The sequence below is a fragment of the Acidisoma silvae genome (assembly GCF_020618775.1).
GTDB classification, from domain to species: Bacteria; Pseudomonadota; Alphaproteobacteria; order Acetobacterales; family Acetobacteraceae; genus Acidisoma; species Acidisoma silvae.
The window spans coordinates 309,360-326,738 of the sequence record NZ_JAESVB010000005.1 but is presented as its reverse complement, the minus strand read 5'-3'; the positions used below and the strand labels follow the sequence as shown (position 1 = coordinate 326,738).

Genomic DNA, 17,379 nt, shown 5'->3' with positions numbered 1-17,379 from the left:
GGATCATGACTGTGACGGTGACCGAGCAAATCTGGGTGCCGATGACCGACGGCACGCGGCTCGCCGCGCGCCTCTGGCTGCCGGATGGGGCCGAGGCCAAGCCGGTGCCGGCCATCCTGGAATATATTCCCTATCGCAAGCGCGACGGCACCCGCGCGCGGGACGAGCCCATGCACGGCTATTTCGCGACCCAGGGCTACGGCGTGCTGCGCGTCGATATGCGCGGCTCTGGCGAGTCCGATGGTCTGCTGGAAGACGAATACGTCAAACAGGAACAGGATGACGCGCTGGAGGTGATCGCCTGGATGGCGGAGCAGGCGTGGTGTGACGGCGCTGTCGGCATGATGGGCAAAAGCTGGGGCGGCTTCAATTGCCTGCAAGTCGCCATGCGCCGCCCGCCCGCGCTGAAGGCCATCCTGACGGTCTGTTCCACGACAGACCGTTTCGCCAATGACATCCATTATATGGGCGGCGGCCTGCTCAACGACAATCACTGGTGGGGCGCGATCATGCTCGCCTTCCAGGCAAGGCCGGCCGACCCGCTGATGCGCGGCGCGGACTGGCGCAGCGAGTGGATCAAGCGGCTGAACCATATGCCCTTCTGGCCGGCGCTATGGCTGGCGCATCAGCGGCGTGACGCGTACTGGCAGCACGGCTCGGTCTGCGAGGACTGGAGCGCCATCCAATGCCCGGTCATGGCGGTCGGCGGCTGGGCCGATAGCTATACCAATGCCGTGCCGGAATTGCTGGAACATCTGAACGTGCCGCGTCTGGGCCTGCTCGGTCCCTGGGCGCATATCTATCCGCAGGACGGCGTACCGACGCCCGCCATCGGGTTTTTGCAGGAAGCGACGCGCTGGTGGGACCATTGGCTGAAGGGGCAGGATCGCGGTATCATGGCCGAGCCCATGCTGCGCGCCTTCGTGGAAGACGGGCAAAACCCGGTCTCCACCACCAAACCCGCCGTCACCGGAAACTGGCGTGGCGAGTCCGCTTGGCCCAGCAGGGCGATTGCGGAGACATCCTTCTACCCGCAGATGTCCAAAACCCTGTCGACGCAGCCGGGCAGCGGCACGGCCGCCATCCGCTCGCCGCTTTATACCGGCACGGCCTGCGGCGAATGGATGGGCACCGGCGTCATCGGCGATATGCCGGGCGACCAGCGCGGCGATGACGGGTTTTCACTGGTTTTCGACAGTGAGCCGTTAACCGAGGATGTCGAAATCCTCGGCAATCCCGTCATCGAACTGCTGCTTGCCAGCGACAAGCTGCTGGGCCAGATGGCGGTGCGCCTGTGTGACGTGTCACCCACAGGCGCCAGCCAGCGCGTCAGCTACGCCGTGCTCAACCTCGCCCATCGCGATGGTTCGGAAGACCCGCAGCCGATGGTGCCGGGCAAACCCACGCCCATGCGCCTGAAACTGAAGATGTGCGGTCATCGCTTTGCCGCCGGCCATCGCATCCGCTTCGCGATTTCCACGGCCTATTGGCCGATCCTGTGGCCGGCGCCGGAAGCCGCGACATTGTCGATAGACCTGGCCGGCAGCCGCTTCACGCTGCCGGTGCGCAACCTTGGCATCGCGCAGACGCCGGTGGCATTCCAGCCGCCCGCGCATGGTCCCTTCGCGCCGATCACGCAAACCAGCCAAAGCCGGCTGGGGCGCAGCGTCACCATCGACACGCTGACCGATACGGCCACCTATGTGACGGTGGGCGAGGGTGGTTTGTTCGGTGAAGGCGTCTTCCGTTTCGATGAGATCGATCTCACGCTCGACCACGGCCTCACCCGCAGGCTGACGGTGCAGGCGGATGACCCGCTCTCGGCGCGCTCCGCCATTTCCCAGTATTTCGATCTGGGCCGCGAGGGCTGGCGCATCCGCATCGAGACGGAGACGGAGATGACCGGCTCAGCCACGGATTTCCGTATGACAGGTCAAGTGCGCGCCTATGAGAATGGGGAGCTGGTCGTCGAACGCCTCTACGACCAGTCTTTCCCGAGGGATTGTTTGTAGGTGCAGGAATTTTGCACTGTCATCCCCGGCACAAGGCCGGGGATGACTTATAAGAAGCTACTACCTTAGCCGGCCCGAGGCGATGAGATCGGCCAGCGGCGCGGGCAATTCGCAATTGGCCGGCAGTTCCGGCGCCGGTTGGGCCGCGCCGAGCGTGGTCTGCATGGGAATGACGCCGGCCCAGACAGGCACGTCGCTCTCATCCCCGTCACCGGGCGGGGCGGCGCGCACCTTCACCGCCGCGTCCTCGATCTCCATCCACAGCACCGATGTCGCCTTCAGCTCCTGCGCCGTCATCGGGCGCAGGCTGTCCCAGCGGCCGGGAAACAGCCCGTCGGTGAAGTGCCGCAGCGCGTCCGCTGCCTCATCCGCGTCCTCGATCAGATGCGCCGTGCCGAAGGCCATGACGGAGCGGTAATTCACCGAATGGTTGAAGGCCGAGCGCGCCAGCACATAGCCGTCCATCAGGCTGACGGTCAGGCAGACCGGCCTGTCCTCCGAGGCGCGCAGGAAGCGGCTGGCGGAAGACCCGTGCCAGTAGATGCGGTTGCCGACGCGCCAATGGATGGTCGGCGTCACATAGGGCGCACCGTCGATGACATAGCCGACATGGCAAAGCGGCGCCGCGTCCAGCACCGCATAGGCGGCTTCCTTGTCGTAGCTGCCGCGTTTCGGGGACCGGCGCACACGGTTGCGCTCGGTGACGGGAAAGCTGGCATCGGCGGTGCTGTCGGGCATGGGCAGGCTCCTTGATCCCTCGCATCCTGGCGGATTTCCGGTATGGTAAACACTGCCAGTTCCAACAAAGTGGGCAGACCAGTTGGCAGCAGATACCAAGACGGCCCTTGTCGCCATCGACCGTGCGGCGGGCGATCTGGAAGGCCAGATCTATCGCGCCTTGCGAACGCGCATCATGAGCGGCGCCCTGGCACCGCAAGCGCGTCTGCCCTCCACGCGGCAACTGGCCCTCTCGCTGGGCCTCGCGCGGTCCACCATCGTCAGCGCCTATGACCGGCTGAAGGCGGAAGGCTTTGTCACCAGCACGGCGGGCGGGGCCAGTCGGGTCGCGTCCATCGCCGCCGCGATGGGGGCGCCGGGCGTCATTGTCGCGCCGCGCAAGGCCAGCCCGCTACCCGTGCCGCTGCTGCCTTTGACGCCGGGCGTGCCGGATCTGGCCTCCTTTCCCTCTGCGATCTGGGGAAGGCTGCTGGCCACCCGCGCGCGTAGACTCTCGGCCGCCGATCTCGGCTATGGCGCGCCGCTGGGCCTGCCGGCTTTGGCCGAGGCCATCCTGTCCCATATTGCCGTCAGTCGCGGCGTGTTGGCCGAACCCGATCAGGTGATCCTGTTTCCCTCAACCCGCGCGGCCATCGGCCTGCTAGCACGTCTCGTTTTGCATGACGCTGGTCCAGGCCAAAGAACAGCGTGGATGGAGGAGCCCGGCTATCTCAGCGCCCGGCAGATATTGCTCGATGCCGGGGCCGCGCTTGTGCCGGTGCCGGTTGACGACGCGGGCATGGATGTTGACCAGGCATCGGGGACGCCCAGGCTGATCTATGTCACGCCGTCCCATCAATACCCGACCGGCATGACCATGACCCTGGCGCGCCGCCTGGCGCTTCTGAGCGTCGCGCAAAAGACCGGCGCGCTGATCCTGGAAGATGACTACGACAGCGAGTTTCAGTTTGACGGGCGGCCCATCGCGGCGCTGCAAGGGATCGATCAGGCAGGCCATGTCGCCTATCTCGGCACGCTGTCCAAGGTTCTGGCGCCCGGTATGCGGCTGGCTTATGCGGTGGTGCCGCGCCGTCTATTGGGCGCGGTGCAGCAGGCAGTACGGATGCGGGGCCTGTCGGTGCCCATTCATATCCAGGCGGCCTTTCTGGACTTTCTGCGCGAAGGCCATTTCCGCGCCCATATCCGGCGCATGACGCCCATCTATGCTGGCCGCATGGCGGCCTTCCGCGCGGCCGTGCAGACCGCATGCGGTGCCGCCGTCGCCACCGGTCCCGGCAGCGGCGGGCTGCAACTGGCTGTATGGTTCAAGGATCAGTCGCGAGACGATCGGGCCTTAACGCAGGCTTTGCGCGCGCAGGGCTACGGCCCGCAGCCGCTGTCTTCCATGCATCTGGCAGCATCGCGCGCCGGTCTTCTTTGCGGCATCGCCGGGCTGGCGGAGGATCAGGCGGAAGCTGCCGCGCGCGTCATCGCGGCGGCGATTACGGCAATTTATGAACTGCGGATATAGGTTCATGCGATTTATGGGCGCTTATGGATTTATCCCGCTGTCCCTATCTTAGCCTGCGACAATGCCCATTACAGGCCACAGGACAATCATGACAAAGCGTAAGCTCGGAAACAGCGGCCTTGAAGTCTCCGCCATCGGCTTCGGCTGCATGGGGCTGAATTTCAGCTATACCCACGCGCTCAGCACCGAGGACAGCATCACCCTTATCCGCCAGGCGGTCGAACGTGGCGAGACCTTCTTCGACACGGCGGAAGTCTATGGTCCCTATACCAATGAAGAGATCGTCGGGCAGGCGCTGAAACCCGTCCGCGACCAGGTGGTGATCGCCACCAAATTCGGCTTCAATATCGCCGACGGAAAAATGGCGGGCATGAACAGCAGGCCGGAGCATATCCGCGCGGTCTGCGAAGCCTCGCTGGAGCGTCTGGGCATTGAGGTCATCGACCTGTTCTACCAGCATCGCGTCGACCCCGAAGTGCCGATCGAGGATGTCGCCGGCGCAGTCAAGGATTTGATCGCCGCCGGCAAGGTGAAGCATTTCGGCCTGTCAGAGCCCGGCGCCCAGACCGTCCGCCGCGCCCATGCCGTGCAGCCGGTCACCGCGCTGCAAAACGAATATTCGCTGTGGACGCGCGGACCCGAGACCAACGGCATCCTGCAAGCCTGCGAGGAACTCGGCATCGGCCTTGTCGCCTATAGCCCATTGGGTAAAGGCTTTCTGACGGGCGCGATGTCCAAGGATACCAAGATCGGCGAAAATGATTTCCGCCGCCTGCTGCCCCGCTTCACGCCGGAAGCGATGGAGCGCAACCAGGCGCTGATCGACCTGCTGGTCGGGATCGCGCGGGAGAAGAACGCGACACCCGCGCAGATCGCCCTGGCCTGGCTGCTGGCCCAAAAACCCTGGATCGTCCCGATCCCCGGCACCACCAAACTGTCCCGCCTGGAAGAAAATCTCGGCGCGGCCCAGATCACGCTCACGGCGGATGATCTGGCAAAGATCGGGGCCGCGCTCGCCCAAATCGATATCGAAGGGGACCGTTACCCCGCGCATCTGATGGCGACGACGGGCCGATAAGCATCTTGCCCCAGCATGACCACGGCCAGCCGACGCGCTGGTGGACCTTGGCGATCCTCAGCCTGCTGATGGGCTTCGCCTCGATTTCGACTGATCTCTACCTGCCGGCGATGCCGGCCATGGGGCGCTCTCTGGGCGCCTCTCCCGGCGTGATCGAATGGACGGTGTCCGGCTATCTGATCGGCTTCAGCCTGGGCCAGCTCTTCTGGGGGCCGTTCAGCGACCGCTACGGGCGACGGCTGCCGGTGGCGATCGGGCTTGTGCTCTTCGCCATCGGCTCGGCCGGCTGTGCGCTATCCCTGACGACCACGCAGATCATCGTCTGGCGTGTCGTCCAGGCGCTCGGCGCCTCGGCCGGCGTGGTTCTGTCGCGGGCCATGGTGCGCGATCTCTACACGGGGCATCGCGCGGCCCAGATGCTGTCCACCCTCATCACCGTCATGGCCATTGCACCATTGCTCGGCCCTCTGGTCGGCGGCCAGATCCTGGTGCTGACGGGCTGGCGCGCGATTTTCTGGACATTGGTGGGCGTGGGCTTCCTGACGCTTCTGGCCCTGACGACCCTGCCGGAGACGCTGCCGCCCGCGCGCCGCAGCCAGGACAGTCTCGGCCGCGCCATGCTGCGCTATGGCGAGCTGTTCCGCCATCGGCGGCTGCTGGGCTATACGGGGGCCGGTGCCTTCTTTTATGGCGGCATGTTCGCCTATGTTGCGGGCACACCTTTCGCCTATATCACCTACCATCACCTGTCGCCGCAATATTACGGCCTGCTCTTCGCGGTCGGCATTATCGGCATCATGGGGGCGAACCAGATCAATGCGCGTCTGGTGAAGCGCTTCGGCAGCGACCGCCTGCTGCATTTCGGCGCCGCTCTGGCCGCAACCGCTGCCATCCTCGTCGCTGTTGCGGCCGCAACCGATACGGGGGGTCTGCTCGGTCTTGTCCTGCCCTTGCTGGCCTTCATCGCCGCGACCGGATTTATCGTCGCGAATACGATCGTCGGCGCCATGGCGGATTTCCCTGAACGCGCGGGCGCGGTTTCCGCCCTGGTCGGCGCGTCGCAATATGGTTGCGGCATTATCGGGTCGGGCCTCGTCGGCGCCTTCGCGGATGGCACGCCCTGGCCAATGGGCTGGGTCATCGCCGCCGGAGGAATCGCGAGCTTGCTTTGTGCAAAACTGCTGGTCCCTGTCAGGCCCGCGATCCGTCCGGTGGCCAAGCCGGGCCGCTGATGGCGCCACCGTCACGCAACCCATGACGGGTCTGCGTGACGGGAGCGCCCGCTGGCAGGTCAGACCAGCAGCAGCGTCTTGATGGCGCGGCGCTCGTCCATGGCCTTATAGCCTTCGGCCACGTCCGCCAGCGGCAGAGCGAGGTCGAAGACCTTACCGGGATTGATTTCCCGCGACAGCACCTTGTCCATCAGATCCGGCAGCCAGCGCCGCACCGGGGCCGGGCCGCCGAACAGGCTTTTCTGCTGGAAGAACAGATGGGCGCCGTCGAAGTCCACGCCATGCGGCACGCCGACGAAGCCGATGGCGCCACCCGGCCGTGCGCAGCTCATGGCCTGGTCCATGGCCTCTTTGGTGCCCACGCATTCCAGCACCGATTCCGCGCCGACGCCGCCGGTCAGTTCCTTGACGCGCGCGATGCCCGCCGCACCGCGTTCGGACACGATATGCGTCGCACCATATTCCAGCGCCAGATCCTGGCGGGTCTTGTGGCGGCTCATGGCGATGATCCTGGCAGCGCCCATCTGCTTGGCCGCCAGCACGGCCATCAGCCCCACCGCGCCGTCACCGACCACGACCGCTGTGGAGCCCGTCTGCAAGCGCGCGGCATAGGCCGCATACCAGCCGGTGCCGAGGACGTCCGAGACGGCCAGCATGCTGGGAATGAGATCGTCGGCGGGAATTTCGGCTGTCGCGACCAGCGTGCCGTCGGCAAGCGGCACGCGCGCACGGGGCGCCTGCGCGCCGACCATGAATTCGCGATTTTCGCAGGAGGATTGGAAGCCGAAGCGGCAATGCGGGCAGGTATTGTCCGACAGGCAGAAGGAGCCGACGACGAACTGGCCCGGTCTGACGGTCGTGACCGCGTTGCCGACCTGCTCGACGATGCCGCAATATTCATGGCCCATCGCCTTCGGCGGGCCGGCCTCGTTCAGACCGCGATAGGGCCAAAGATCCGAGCCGCAGATGCAGGTCGCGGACAGCCGGATGATGGCATCGGTGGGGTGGAGGATTTCAGGCTCGGCGACGTCTTCGTATCGAACGTCGCCGGGCCCATGAAGCACTGTCGCTAGCATCGCACTATTCCTGGTTTGATGGGCGGCGTGGGGATGATGTCGCCTTGCTCAGCGCCGTCCGCATCGGGAACCGTCCGCTGACATGCGGCGGAACCTAGGCCGAAGCCAGTAATATGATTACACGCTATAAATCGCATGTAGTCATGAATTGAGGCCATTAATGCTGCGCGAAGACCTGGCCGACCTCAATGCCTTTCTGACAGTGGCCGAGGAGCAGAGTTTTACCCGTGCCGCCACCAGGCTTGGCACATCCCAGTCGACCCTCAGCCACACCATCCGGCGGCTGGAAACGCGCCTGGGTGTGCGCCTGCTGACCCGCACCACCCGCAATGTCGCGCCGACGGAGGCCGGGGACCGGCTGCTCGGCACCTTGCGGCCGGCGCTGGACAGTATCGGCGATGAGCTGGACCAGCTGACCGAGTTGCGGGACAAGGCGGCCGGAACCATCAGGATCACGGCCTCCGAACATGCGGTGCTGACCGTGCTTTGGCCGGCGCTTGCGCCGCTGCTGCCGCGCTATCCGGACGTGCATGTGGAATTGAGCCTCGATTCCGGTTTCACCGATATCGTCCATGACAAGTTCGATGCCGGCGTGCGGCTGGGTGAGTCACTCGCGAAAGACATGATCGCCGTTCGCATCGGCCCCGACCTGCGCATGGCGGTTGTCGGGTCACCGGGCTATTTCGCGAAAAACACACCGCCGGTTGTGCCCGGCGACCTGGCGGCGCATCGCTGCATCAATCTCCGTTTCCAGAGCAGCGGCGGATTATACGTGTGGGATTTGTCGAAGGACGGGCGTGAGGTGCGGGTGCGTGTGGAGGGCCAGCTCACCTTCAACAACACGACTATGATCATCCGTGCCGCCGCTGCCGGTTTCGGCCTCGGCTATGTCACGGAAGATCAGGTTCAGGCGCAATTGGCGACGGGAGAGCTGGTGCGGGTTCTGGAAGACTGGTGCCCGCCCTTTGCCGGCTATCACCTCTATTACCCCAGCCGCCGCCAGCCGACGGCGGCCTTTTCGCTGGTCGTCGAAGCCCTGCGGCAGCAGGCGCGGTCGGAATAAGTCTTCAGGCGTCAGACAGGCTGCCAGATGAAGCCTTCAGCACCGCGCGCCACACGGCCCGCGCCGCTGCCTGGAAAATGCGAAGGCAACAGCGTCACGGGCCGGTCCGCGGCATAGTCCAGCAGGCGGCGGCGCGTGGTCACGGCCGTTGCGGGGTCGACGCAGAAGACGGAACTCAGGTCAGGCCGCCCCACCTGAATGGGATTGTGCAAAGCGTCGGCGCAGAACAGTGCTTCCTGCCCCTCGCTCGTCAGCGAAATCGTCATCTGCCCGGCCGTATGGCCCGGGGCGGGCGCGAAGCTGAAAAGCCCCTCCACCGTGCCGCCTTCGGGCGGTATGGTTTCCCCCTGACCGGCGGCGATGATCGGCAGAATACTGTCCTCCAGCAGCGCCCGGCGCGGGCGTCCGGCTTCGGTCTCGAAGAAGGCCATTTCCGTCGCCGGAAAGACGTAACGGGCGCGGGGGAAGGTCGGCACCCATGCGGCACCCTCCAGCCGCGTGTTCCAGCCGATGTGATCGACATGCAGATGCGTCAGCAGCACGCAGTCCACATCCTCAGGCCTGATACCGGCCAAGGCGAGACGCTCGAGGAAGGGATTGTCCAGATTCTCGAAGAATTTCGAGAAGGGGCGGCTTTTGCCGTTTCCGGCCCCGGTATCAATCAGGATAACGCGGCCGTCCCATTCCACCAGCCAGGGATGAACGGGCAGGGGCACCGTGTTGCTGTCCGGCTTGGCACCGGTCATCAGCTTGCGTTCGGCGTCCGAAAGCGATGCCGGATCCAGACCCGGAAAGAGCCGTTCCGGTGCCATGACATCCAGAACGAATTCCGGGATGCGGGTTATCCGCGCGCTGCCCAGGGTAAGGGATGTCGGGATAGTTTCAGTCATCGTCTTTATTCCTTCGCCGGCGGATTGGTGCGCTGCAACCCATCCACCAGAACATCGACCAGCCGGGTCGCACTCGCCTGCCAGTCCGGCAGGTTGAACCCATAGGCAAGACCCAGCAGCGCATTCACCAGATCGAGCGGCTCGACATCCTCACGAATATCGGTCGTCGCGCGGGCGCGTTCCACCAGCAGCGTCACCGCATTGATGATCAGCGGACCGGATGCCGCATAAAGCTCGTCGGTGCCGCCCGGCAAGGCGTTCAGCGCCGGGGCGATGAGCTTTTTGGTCGCGATATAATCCACGAACAGGCGCATCCAGGCGCGCAGCGCCTCCAACGGCGGCTGGCGCTCCAACAGGTCGGCGGCGGCCTCGGCCAATTGCCCGACCTCGCGGCGATAGACATCGGCGATGATCGCATCGCGGTTGGGGAAATGCCGGTACAGCGTGCCGATACCGACCTCGGCGCGGCGCGCGATCTCTTCCAGGCTGACATCCGGCCCCTGCTCGGCAAAGGCCGTTTTGGCGACCGAAAGCAGCTTTTCCCGGTTGCGCAGGCTGTCGGCGCGCGGCTTGCGGATGGGGGCAGGGGGCGTCACGGCAAAATCTCTCTTGATAAACGGAGGGTTCCTCCGTATATAAATCGGAGACATCCTCCGTTTATATCATGCGTGCCAGCGCGGCAAAGGTTTTGCGCGTCATCGGGCGTATGCGGCGGGTGCATCAACCGGGTCTCAATGAGACCGGATAATGACAGGAGGCCAGAATGGCTCAGAATTTCGGGGCGACCTCGACGACGGAAGACGTGCTTGCGGGCGTCGATCTGGCGGGCAAGCGCGTGCTGGTAACGGGCGTGTCTGCCGGGCTCGGCGTCGAGACGGCGCGGGCCTGGGCGGCTCATGGCGCCGAGGTCATCGGCACGGTGCGCGATGTGGAGAAGGGTCAGCGGGCGACGGCGGGCATTCCCAATCTGACCCTGGTGCAGATGGATCTCGCGTCGCTGGCCAGCGTGCGCGCGGCGGCCGACAGGCTGTTGGCAGAGGGCAAGCCGCTTGACCTTATCATCGCCAATGCCGGTGTCATGGCCTGCCCCAAAAGCTTCACCACGGATGGGTTTGAGACGCAGTTCGGCACCAATCACCTGGGGCATTTCGTCTTCGTCAATCGCATTGCCTCTCTGCTGCAACCGGGGGGCCGCCTGGTTAATCTGTCGTCCTCCGGTCATCGCTTTTCCGACGTGAATCTCGACGACCCGAATTTCGAGCATACCGAATACACGGAATTTGGCGCCTATGGGCGATCCAAAACCGCCAATATTCTCTTCGCGGTGGAATTCGACCGCCGCCATAAGGCGCGCGGCGTGCGGGCGACGGCGGTGCATCCCGGCGGCATTCAGACCGAACTCGGCCGCCATCTGGGCTATGAGGTGATCGAGGGGCTGATCAAGCAGATGAATGAGTCCAACGCCGCTGCCGGCCTGCCGCCCTTCGAATGGAAGACGATCCCGCAGGGGGCGGCGACCTCCGTCTGGGCCGGTGTCGTCGCCCGCGCCGATGACGTCGGCGGGCTGTTCTGCGAGGATTGCCATGTGGCGGAATTTTCTGAAGGCGAGCAGCTCAGGAGCGGCGTTCGTGCCTATGCTCTGAATGCCGACAATGCAAAGGCGCTCTGGGCAAAAAGCGAAGAGATGGTCGGCGAGACTTTCTGATGCGATAGCCAGTTTTACTCAGAACCACCCCAACCGTCATGCCCGCGAAAGCGGGCATCTTCTATTCGCAGCCTATAGCAAAGAAGATTCCCGCTTTCGCGGGAATGACGCTGATTCAGTGAAAATGAGAAAATTTAGTTATACCGCGCAATCGCGTAATCCTCGGCCGCCAGATCGGTCGTCTGGCCGCCGATCACTTGCGTGATATGCCGTGCCGAGCCGCAACTCATCGTCCAGCCCAGGGTGCCATGGCCGGTATTGAGATAAAGCCCCTTGATCGGCGTCGCGCCGATCACCGGCGTGCCGTCCGGCGTCATCGGCCGCAGGCCGGACCAGAAACTCGCCTTTGACAGATCACCGCCCGGGAAAAGGTCGCTGACCGAATGTTCCAGCGTGCGGCGGCGGGCGGCCGGCAGATCGGTCGTAAAGCCGGAAATTTCCGCCATGCCGCCGACGCGAATGCGGTCACCCAGGCGGGTGATGGCAATCTTGTAGCTCTCATCCATCACCGTCGAAACCGGCGCGCGCGACGGGTCGGTGATGGGAATGGTGAGCGAGTAACCCTTCACCGGATAGACCGGCAGTTTCATCCCCAGGCGCTTGAGCAGGAAGGGGGAAAAGCTGCCCAGGCAATGCACCACGGCATCGGCCTGCTGCTGGCCCTTATCGGTCACAACCGCTTCCAGCTTGCCGGCGCTGATGATGAAATCCTTCACCACCGTGCCGTATTGGAAGACCACGCCCAGCGCCTGCGCCTTTTCGGCCAGGGCATTGGTGAATTTGAAGCAGTCGCCGGTTTCGTCCGTCGGCGTCAGCAAGCCGCCCTTGATCTTGTGGCGGACATGGGCCAGCGCCGGCTCGATGCGAATGCAACCATCGGCGTCCAGAACCTCATAGGGTACGCCGTCGGCGGCCAGCGCCTTGACGTCCTTCGCCATGGCCTCGACCTGCTCCTCCTTGCGGAAAAGCTGCACGGTGCCTTTCATGCCGGAATCATAGGCGATGCCGGTTTCGGCTCGCACCTCGGCCAGCGCCGTGCGGCTGAAATCGGACAGGCGCAGCATGCGGCCCTTATTGACGGCGTAGCGCTCGGTCGAGCAATTGGCCAGCATCTTGATCAGCCAGCTCAGCATGGCCCAATCGGGCTTCGGCCGAATGATCAGCGGCGCATGTTCCTCGAACAGCCATTTCAGCGCCTTCATCGGAATGCCGGGCGCGGCCCAGGGGCCGCAATAGCCGAAGGAAACCTGGCCCGCATTGGCGAAGCTGGTTTCCAGAGCCGGGCCCGCCTGCCGGTCGATCACCGTCACCGCGTGCCCGGCTTTCGCCAGCTGATAGGCGGTTGTCACGCCAACAACGCCTGCGCCGAGAACGGTAATTTTCATGCCAGATTCCAATGTCAGACGATCAGCGATAGTCCCGGCGATAGCGATGGCCGAGGCTGGTGAGAATTTCATAGGCAATGGTGCCGGCATCCGCCGCCAGCGCTTCCAGCGTCTGGTGCGGGCCGATGACCTCAGCCAGTGCGCCAAGTGTCAGCGCATCGGCGGGCAGGGCAGAAATATCGACCGTCATGCTGTCCATGGAGACCCGGCCGACGATGGGCAAGCGCTGGCCCTGAAAATAGACGGCGCCACGGCTGCTGAGTGCGCGGTGCAACCCATCCGCATAGCCGGCGGCGAGTGTGGCCAGGCGCGTCTCACCGGTCGTCACATGCGTGCCGCTATAGCCGATCGCGGTGCTGGCCGGCACGGTATGGGTCTGCACCACGGCGATGGACAGGCTGACGACAGGCTCCATCGGGTTGGCCGCGCCGGCATGGGGTGCGCCGCCGTAGAGTGCGATGCCGGGCCGGGCAAGGGCGCCGTGATAATCGGCGCCCATCAGCACGCCGCCGGAATTCGCGAAGCATAGCGGCAGCGGCGCGAATTCTTCTGCGACTTTGCGCATCTCACTGAGTTGGGATGCGTTCTGCGCGCTGTCGGGCTCATCGGCCGAGGCCAGATGGCTCATGACATACAGGATCTCGATATCCGGGCTGTTCTGGATTTCCGCATGCAGGGCGGCGCGGTCAGCGGGAGAAAAACCGAGTCGGGACATGCCGGTATCGAATTGCAGCAGCGCCTGAAGACGGCGACCTTCGATTTTCGCCTGTGCGCGCCAGCGGGCAAGCTGAGCGAAGGAATTGATGACGGGCGTGCAATGGGCGGCGGCGACAGCGGCTTCCGCGCCCGGCAGTAGCCCGTTCAGCACGCCGAGCATCGCGTCCTCGGGCAGATGCGGGCGCAGCGCGATGGCCTCGCCGGCATGGGCGACAAAGAAATGGCGGCAGCCGGCTTCGGCCAAAGCCTCGGCCACCCGCGTGGCACCCAGGCCATAGGCATCGGCCTTGACGACGGCGGAGACCGTGGCGGGCGCGGCCATGGCGACCAGCTTGCGGTAATTGCGGACAAGGGCGCCGAGATCGATCGTCAGATAGCCCGGATAGCCTGTGGTTTCGGCATTCATCAGCGTGCGCCAGTCAATGCTGTCCATGGCAGTTCCGGTTCGGGCTCTGTGTGGAAGAAGGTTAGGACAAGAATCACGGAAATTCCCACGAATTTGTGCTTGAAACTGCGAAGAAACCGTGCCGATTAGAAGAAACGATGACAGTTTGGAATATTCTGCATGACATCGGTGGATGCCATCGACCGCAACATTCTGCGGCTGCTGCGCGTGAATGCCCGCATGAGCAATGCCGCCCTGGCGCAGGAGGTCGGGCTGTCGCCCTCCGCCTGCCTGCGACGGATCAAATTGCTGGAAAATGCCGGCGTCATTCGCGGCTATACGGCGCTGGTCGAGACCGGCGCCAGCGAGCAGGGCATCGCCGTGCTGATCAATATCACGCTGGATCGGCAGACCGAGGAATATCTCAACCGTTTCGAAGCGGCGGTGCGCAAGCATCCCGAAATCCAGGAATGCTATTTGATGACCGGCGGGTCTGACTACTTCCTGCGCGTGGAAGTGGCCAGCGCCGGGGCTTTCGAGCGCATCCATAAGGAAGTGCTGTCAACCTTGCCCGGCGTGTCTCGCATCCATTCCAGTTTTTCGATCAAGAACGTGCTGGCGACACGGCCGAAGGGGCGGCGGTAGTGTCTGTTCGGTTTTGATTGCTGCACCGTCATTCCCGCGAAAGCGGGAATCTACTTTGCTGTGGTCCGCGATAAGCAGATGCCCGCTTTCGCGGGCATGACGGTTAAGCTGATTCCAACTGAATCCGACAACCTGCAGCAATTCAACCCGCCTGATAGATATCCGGTCGCAGGATTTCCATGAAGCGTTCCGGCCAGGCCAGCGGCTGAAAGCCGAACTGGCTGTAAAGGCCATGGGCATCGGCGGTCATCAGCAGATGCCGCCGCATGCCTTGCAAGTCGGGATGCGCCATCACGCTCTGCATCAGGCATTTGGACAAGCCAAGCCCACGATGGCCTTCCAGCACGAAAACATCCGAGACGAGCACGAACGTCGCCTTGTCCGTCACCACGCGGGCGAGCCCGGCCTGCGCCATGCCGTGATAGAGGCCGAAGCAAAGGGAATTCGCCACCGCGCGTTCGATGACCGCGCGCGGCGCGCCCCGCGCCCAATAGCTGTCCTCGGATAGAAAGCGATGGATGGCGTCGAGATCAAGGCGCGCAGCATCGGTCGAGATGTCATAGCCCGACGGTAGTGTCACGGTATTCATGAATGATCGGTCCATCGGACCGGCCGCAGCGCGGCCGGCCCTGGGTGGCAGCAATCAGGCAGCGCGCTTCAGCGCGTCACCCAGGATGGAGACGAGGGTCGCGATTTCCGCGCGCTCGATGATCAGCGGCGGGGACAGCGCGATGATATCGCCGGTCACGCGGATCAGAAGGCCCTTGTTGAAGCAATCGACGAAGACGTCATAGGCGCGGGCCCCCGGCGCGCCGGCGCGGGGCGCCAGCTCGATCGCGCCGACCAGGCCCAGATTGCGGATATCCACCACATTCGGCAGACCCTTGAGGGAGTGCAGCGCCGCTTCCCATTCCGGGGCGATTTCGGCGGCGCGGGTCAGCAGGCCTTCTTCCTCGTAGATTTCCATCGTCGCCAGACCGGCGGCGCAGGCCACCGGATGACCCGAATAGGTATAGCCGTGGAACAGCTCGATGGCGTTTTCCGGCCCGGTCATCATGCCGTCATAGACATGGCGGCCGGCAAAGACCGCGCCCATGGGCAGGCTGCCATTGGTGATGCCCTTGGCGGTGGTGATCAGGTCCGGCACGACGCCGAAGAAATCGGTGGCGAAGGGCGTGCCAAGACGGCCGAAACCGGTAATGACCTCATCGAAAATCAGCAGGATGCCGTGCTTGGTGGCAATGGCGCGCAGACGCTCCAGATAGCCTTTCGGCGGCAGGATGACGCCGGCGGAGCCCGACATCGGCTCCACCACAACGGCGGCGATGGTTTCGGCGCCATGCAGGGCGACCAGACGTTCCAGGTCATCGGCGAGGTCGGCACCCTGTTCCGGCATGCCTTTGGTGAAGGCGTTGCGCTCCACATCCAGCGTATGGCGCATATGGTCGGCCGGAATTTGCGGGAACATGCGGCGGTTGTTGACGAGTCCGCCGACCGAAATGCCGCCGAAGCCGACGCCGTGATAGCCCTTCTCGCGGCCGATGACGCGGGTGCGGGTGCCCTGGCCGATGGCGCGCTGATAGGCGATGGCGATCTTCAGCGCGGTATCGATCGATTCCGAACCCGAGCCGGTAAAGAAGATGCGGTCCAGCTTCGCATCCGGCCCGCCCGGCGCCATGGAGGCGAGCTTGGCCGCGAAATCGAATACGATGGGGTGGCCCATCTGGAAGGTGGGGGCGAAATCCAGGCTCATGAGCTGGCGCTGCACGGCATCCGCGATCTTGCGGCGGCCGTGGCCGGCATTGCAGCACCACAGGCCGGCGGTGCCGTCCATGACCTTATTGCCGTCGACATCGGTGTAATACATGCCTTCCGCACCGGCGAGCAGGCGGGGCGCCGCCTTGAACTGCCGATTGGCGGTGAAGGGCATCCAGAAATTGTCGAGGACAGGGGCGTTGGGGGTGATGTGGCTCATGGCGCGCTCCGATACAGATGATCAGACTTCGCGCATTTCGCTCCGTCAAAACAAGTCCCTTTCTTGCCTCTCGTAAGGCATTGAAATAATAGGATCAGATTGCCGATATGTTCGAAATATCGAACAGATGAAACGGGAGCTATGCGGTGGAAGTCGATATCGGCGGCAGGCTTCGCTACCTGCGCATGGCGCACAATCTGTCGCAGCGCGAACTCGCCCGAAAGGCGGGGGTTACGAACTCGACCATATCGCTGATCGAGAGCAATGCCACCAACCCCTCGGTCGGTGCCTTGAAGCGCATTACGGACGCGATCCCCATCGGCCTCGCGGAGTTCTTTTCCTTCGAACCGGACCGGCCGAAACAGGCCTTCTATACGGCGGAAGACCTCACCGAGATCGGCAAGGGGCCAATCTCCTACCGGCAGGTGGGGCATAATCTGTTCGGACGCGCTCTACAGATCCTGAAGGAGCGCTATCAGCCGGGCGCGGATACGGGAAAAATTCCTCTGACCCATGAGGGAGAGGAAGGCGGCATCGTGCTGTCCGGCCGGCTGGAAGTGACGGTGGAGGACGAGCGACGCATTCTGGGACCGGGCGACGCTTATTACTTCGACAGCCGCCGCCCGCACCGCTTCCGCTGCATCGGCACGGCAACTTGCGAAGTCATTAGCGCGTGCACGCCGCCGAGTTTTTGAGGCGCGTCCCGAATTCAGCGCTGACAGAGCAAGCTAACGCTTAAGGGTTACTTCATTCGAGGGGTAGATTTATACGTAAGCTTTTGCCCAGCTAGGTCTTAAAGCTTAGACTAACAGAGTTGATGGTGTAATTATCAAATTATTGCTAATGGACCACGAGTTCTTGGAGCGCGGGCATCCGTCGGTATGTCGATCGAATAGGCCTGTCGCGCGCGGGAGCAGGGTGACGCCTGAAGGAGGCCCGCGCAAGCCTCGCTGCGGCTGTCTGCGCGG

General features: G+C 64.0%; 16 protein-coding genes. 8 read left to right on the top strand and 8 right to left on the bottom strand.

Going from position 1 to position 17,379, the window contains the following annotated elements:
* Positions 1–5: 5 nt before the first annotated feature.
* A complete protein-coding gene (locus ASILVAE211_RS14065; protein ID WP_227321958.1) occupies positions 6–2,012 on the top strand; it encodes a CocE/NonD family hydrolase in 2,007 nt (668 codons plus the stop codon).
* A 60-nt stretch (positions 2,013–2,072) separates the two neighbouring features.
* Here the strand turns inward: ASILVAE211_RS14065 and ASILVAE211_RS14060 are convergent, their stop codons facing one another.
* On the bottom strand, positions 2,073–2,750 hold the full coding sequence (locus tag ASILVAE211_RS14060; protein ID WP_227321957.1) for a pyridoxamine 5'-phosphate oxidase family protein: 678 nt from the start codon (positions 2,748–2,750) through the stop codon (positions 2,073–2,075).
* A gap of 82 nt (positions 2,751–2,832) precedes the next feature.
* Here ASILVAE211_RS14060 and pdxR point away from each other — a divergent pair, with 82 nt between their 5' ends.
* The 3 genes from pdxR to ASILVAE211_RS14045 all read left to right on the top strand — a co-directional run bounded on the left by pdxR (position 2,833) and on the right by ASILVAE211_RS14045 (position 6,570).
* On the top strand, positions 2,833–4,260 hold the full coding sequence (gene pdxR / locus ASILVAE211_RS14055; protein ID WP_227321956.1) for a MocR-like pyridoxine biosynthesis transcription factor PdxR: 1,428 nt from the start codon (positions 2,833–2,835) through the stop codon (positions 4,258–4,260).
* Positions 4,261–4,348: 88 nt separating this feature from the next.
* Positions 4,349–5,338 carry an aldo/keto reductase gene (locus ASILVAE211_RS14050; protein WP_227321955.1) on the top strand — a complete coding sequence of 330 codons (990 nt, stop codon included), beginning with the start codon at positions 4,349–4,351 and terminating at the stop codon, positions 5,336–5,338.
* Between the two features lie 5 nt (positions 5,339–5,343).
* On the top strand, positions 5,344–6,570 hold the full coding sequence (locus ASILVAE211_RS14045) for a multidrug effflux MFS transporter (RefSeq protein WP_227321954.1): 1,227 nt from the start codon (positions 5,344–5,346) through the stop codon (positions 6,568–6,570).
* 59 nt (positions 6,571–6,629) lie between these two features.
* Here ASILVAE211_RS14045 and ASILVAE211_RS14040 read toward each other — a convergent pair whose 3' ends face one another.
* Positions 6,630–7,646, bottom strand: a complete 1,017-nt coding sequence (locus ASILVAE211_RS14040) for a zinc-dependent alcohol dehydrogenase family protein (protein WP_227321953.1) — start codon at positions 7,644–7,646, stop codon at positions 6,630–6,632.
* A 160-nt stretch (positions 7,647–7,806) separates the two neighbouring features.
* Here ASILVAE211_RS14040 and ASILVAE211_RS14035 point away from each other — a divergent pair, with 160 nt between their 5' ends.
* On the top strand, positions 7,807–8,709 hold the full coding sequence (locus ASILVAE211_RS14035) for a LysR family transcriptional regulator (protein ID WP_227321952.1): 903 nt from the start codon (positions 7,807–7,809) through the stop codon (positions 8,707–8,709).
* An 11-nt stretch (positions 8,710–8,720) separates the two neighbouring features.
* Here the strand turns inward: ASILVAE211_RS14035 and ASILVAE211_RS14030 are convergent, their stop codons facing one another.
* Entirely contained in the window at positions 8,721–9,599 is an 879-nt protein-coding gene (locus tag ASILVAE211_RS14030; protein ID WP_227321951.1) for an MBL fold metallo-hydrolase, read from the bottom strand.
* Positions 9,600–9,604: 5 nt separating this feature from the next.
* Positions 9,605–10,195 carry a TetR/AcrR family transcriptional regulator gene (locus ASILVAE211_RS14025; protein ID WP_227321950.1) on the bottom strand — a complete coding sequence of 197 codons (591 nt, stop codon included), beginning with the start codon at positions 10,193–10,195 and terminating at the stop codon, positions 9,605–9,607.
* A 167-nt stretch (positions 10,196–10,362) separates the two neighbouring features.
* Between ASILVAE211_RS14025 and ASILVAE211_RS14020 the strand changes: the two genes are divergently transcribed.
* A complete protein-coding gene (locus ASILVAE211_RS14020; protein ID WP_227321949.1) occupies positions 10,363–11,304 on the top strand; it encodes an SDR family NAD(P)-dependent oxidoreductase in 942 nt (313 codons plus the stop codon).
* A 134-nt stretch (positions 11,305–11,438) separates the two neighbouring features.
* Here the strand turns inward: ASILVAE211_RS14020 and ASILVAE211_RS14015 are convergent, their stop codons facing one another.
* Together ASILVAE211_RS14015 and alr are read right to left on the bottom strand one after the other, a co-directional pair.
* Positions 11,439–12,689 carry a D-amino acid dehydrogenase gene (locus ASILVAE211_RS14015; RefSeq protein WP_227321948.1) on the bottom strand — a complete coding sequence of 417 codons (1,251 nt, stop codon included), beginning with the start codon at positions 12,687–12,689 and terminating at the stop codon, positions 11,439–11,441.
* A 22-nt stretch (positions 12,690–12,711) separates the two neighbouring features.
* Entirely contained in the window at positions 12,712–13,839 is a 1,128-nt protein-coding gene (gene alr, locus ASILVAE211_RS14010) for an alanine racemase (protein ID WP_227321947.1), read from the bottom strand.
* Positions 13,840–13,971: 132 nt separating this feature from the next.
* Here alr and ASILVAE211_RS14005 point away from each other — a divergent pair, with 132 nt between their 5' ends.
* Complete coding sequence (locus ASILVAE211_RS14005) at positions 13,972–14,436, top strand: Lrp/AsnC family transcriptional regulator (RefSeq protein ID WP_227321946.1); 465 nt, start codon at positions 13,972–13,974, stop codon at positions 14,434–14,436.
* 142 nt (positions 14,437–14,578) lie between these two features.
* Here ASILVAE211_RS14005 and ASILVAE211_RS14000 read toward each other — a convergent pair whose 3' ends face one another.
* Positions 14,579–15,025, bottom strand: a complete 447-nt coding sequence (locus ASILVAE211_RS14000) for a GNAT family N-acetyltransferase (protein WP_227321945.1) — start codon at positions 15,023–15,025, stop codon at positions 14,579–14,581.
* Positions 15,026–15,079: 54 nt separating this feature from the next.
* Entirely contained in the window at positions 15,080–16,411 is a 1,332-nt protein-coding gene (locus tag ASILVAE211_RS13995; RefSeq protein WP_227321944.1) for an aspartate aminotransferase family protein, read from the bottom strand.
* A 146-nt stretch (positions 16,412–16,557) separates the two neighbouring features.
* Here ASILVAE211_RS13995 and ASILVAE211_RS13990 point away from each other — a divergent pair, with 146 nt between their 5' ends.
* Complete coding sequence (locus ASILVAE211_RS13990) at positions 16,558–17,106, top strand: cupin domain-containing protein (protein ID WP_227321943.1); 549 nt, start codon at positions 16,558–16,560, stop codon at positions 17,104–17,106.
* Positions 17,107–17,379 lie beyond the last annotated feature (273 nt).

What these genes read in the sequence shown, in the direction of transcription:
- ASILVAE211_RS14065 (WP_227321958.1), top strand. Translation starts at nt 6, where the DNA reads ATGACTGTGACGGTGACCGAGCAAATCTGGGTGCCGATGACCGACGGC.
- ASILVAE211_RS14060 (WP_227321957.1), bottom strand. Translation starts at nt 2,750, where the DNA reads ATGCCCGACAGCACCGCCGATGCCAGCTTTCCCGTCACCGAGCGCAAC.
- ASILVAE211_RS14050 (WP_227321955.1), top strand. Translation starts at nt 4,349, where the DNA reads ATGACAAAGCGTAAGCTCGGAAACAGCGGCCTTGAAGTCTCCGCCATC.
- ASILVAE211_RS14040 (WP_227321953.1), bottom strand. Translation starts at nt 7,646, where the DNA reads ATGCTAGCGACAGTGCTTCATGGGCCCGGCGACGTTCGATACGAAGAC.
- ASILVAE211_RS14035 (WP_227321952.1), top strand. Translation starts at nt 7,807, where the DNA reads ATGCTGCGCGAAGACCTGGCCGACCTCAATGCCTTTCTGACAGTGGCC.
- ASILVAE211_RS14030 (WP_227321951.1), bottom strand. Translation starts at nt 9,599, where the DNA reads ATGACTGAAACTATCCCGACATCCCTTACCCTGGGCAGCGCGCGGATA.
- ASILVAE211_RS14020 (WP_227321949.1), top strand. Translation starts at nt 10,363, where the DNA reads ATGGCTCAGAATTTCGGGGCGACCTCGACGACGGAAGACGTGCTTGCG.
- ASILVAE211_RS14015 (WP_227321948.1), bottom strand. Translation starts at nt 12,689, where the DNA reads ATGAAAATTACCGTTCTCGGCGCAGGCGTTGTTGGCGTGACAACCGCC.
- alr (WP_227321947.1), bottom strand. Translation starts at nt 13,839, where the DNA reads ATGGACAGCATTGACTGGCGCACGCTGATGAATGCCGAAACCACAGGC.
- ASILVAE211_RS14005 (WP_227321946.1), top strand. Translation starts at nt 13,972, where the DNA reads ATGACATCGGTGGATGCCATCGACCGCAACATTCTGCGGCTGCTGCGC.
- ASILVAE211_RS14000 (WP_227321945.1), bottom strand. Translation starts at nt 15,025, where the DNA reads ATGAATACCGTGACACTACCGTCGGGCTATGACATCTCGACCGATGCT.
- ASILVAE211_RS13995 (WP_227321944.1), bottom strand. Translation starts at nt 16,411, where the DNA reads ATGAGCCACATCACCCCCAACGCCCCTGTCCTCGACAATTTCTGGATG.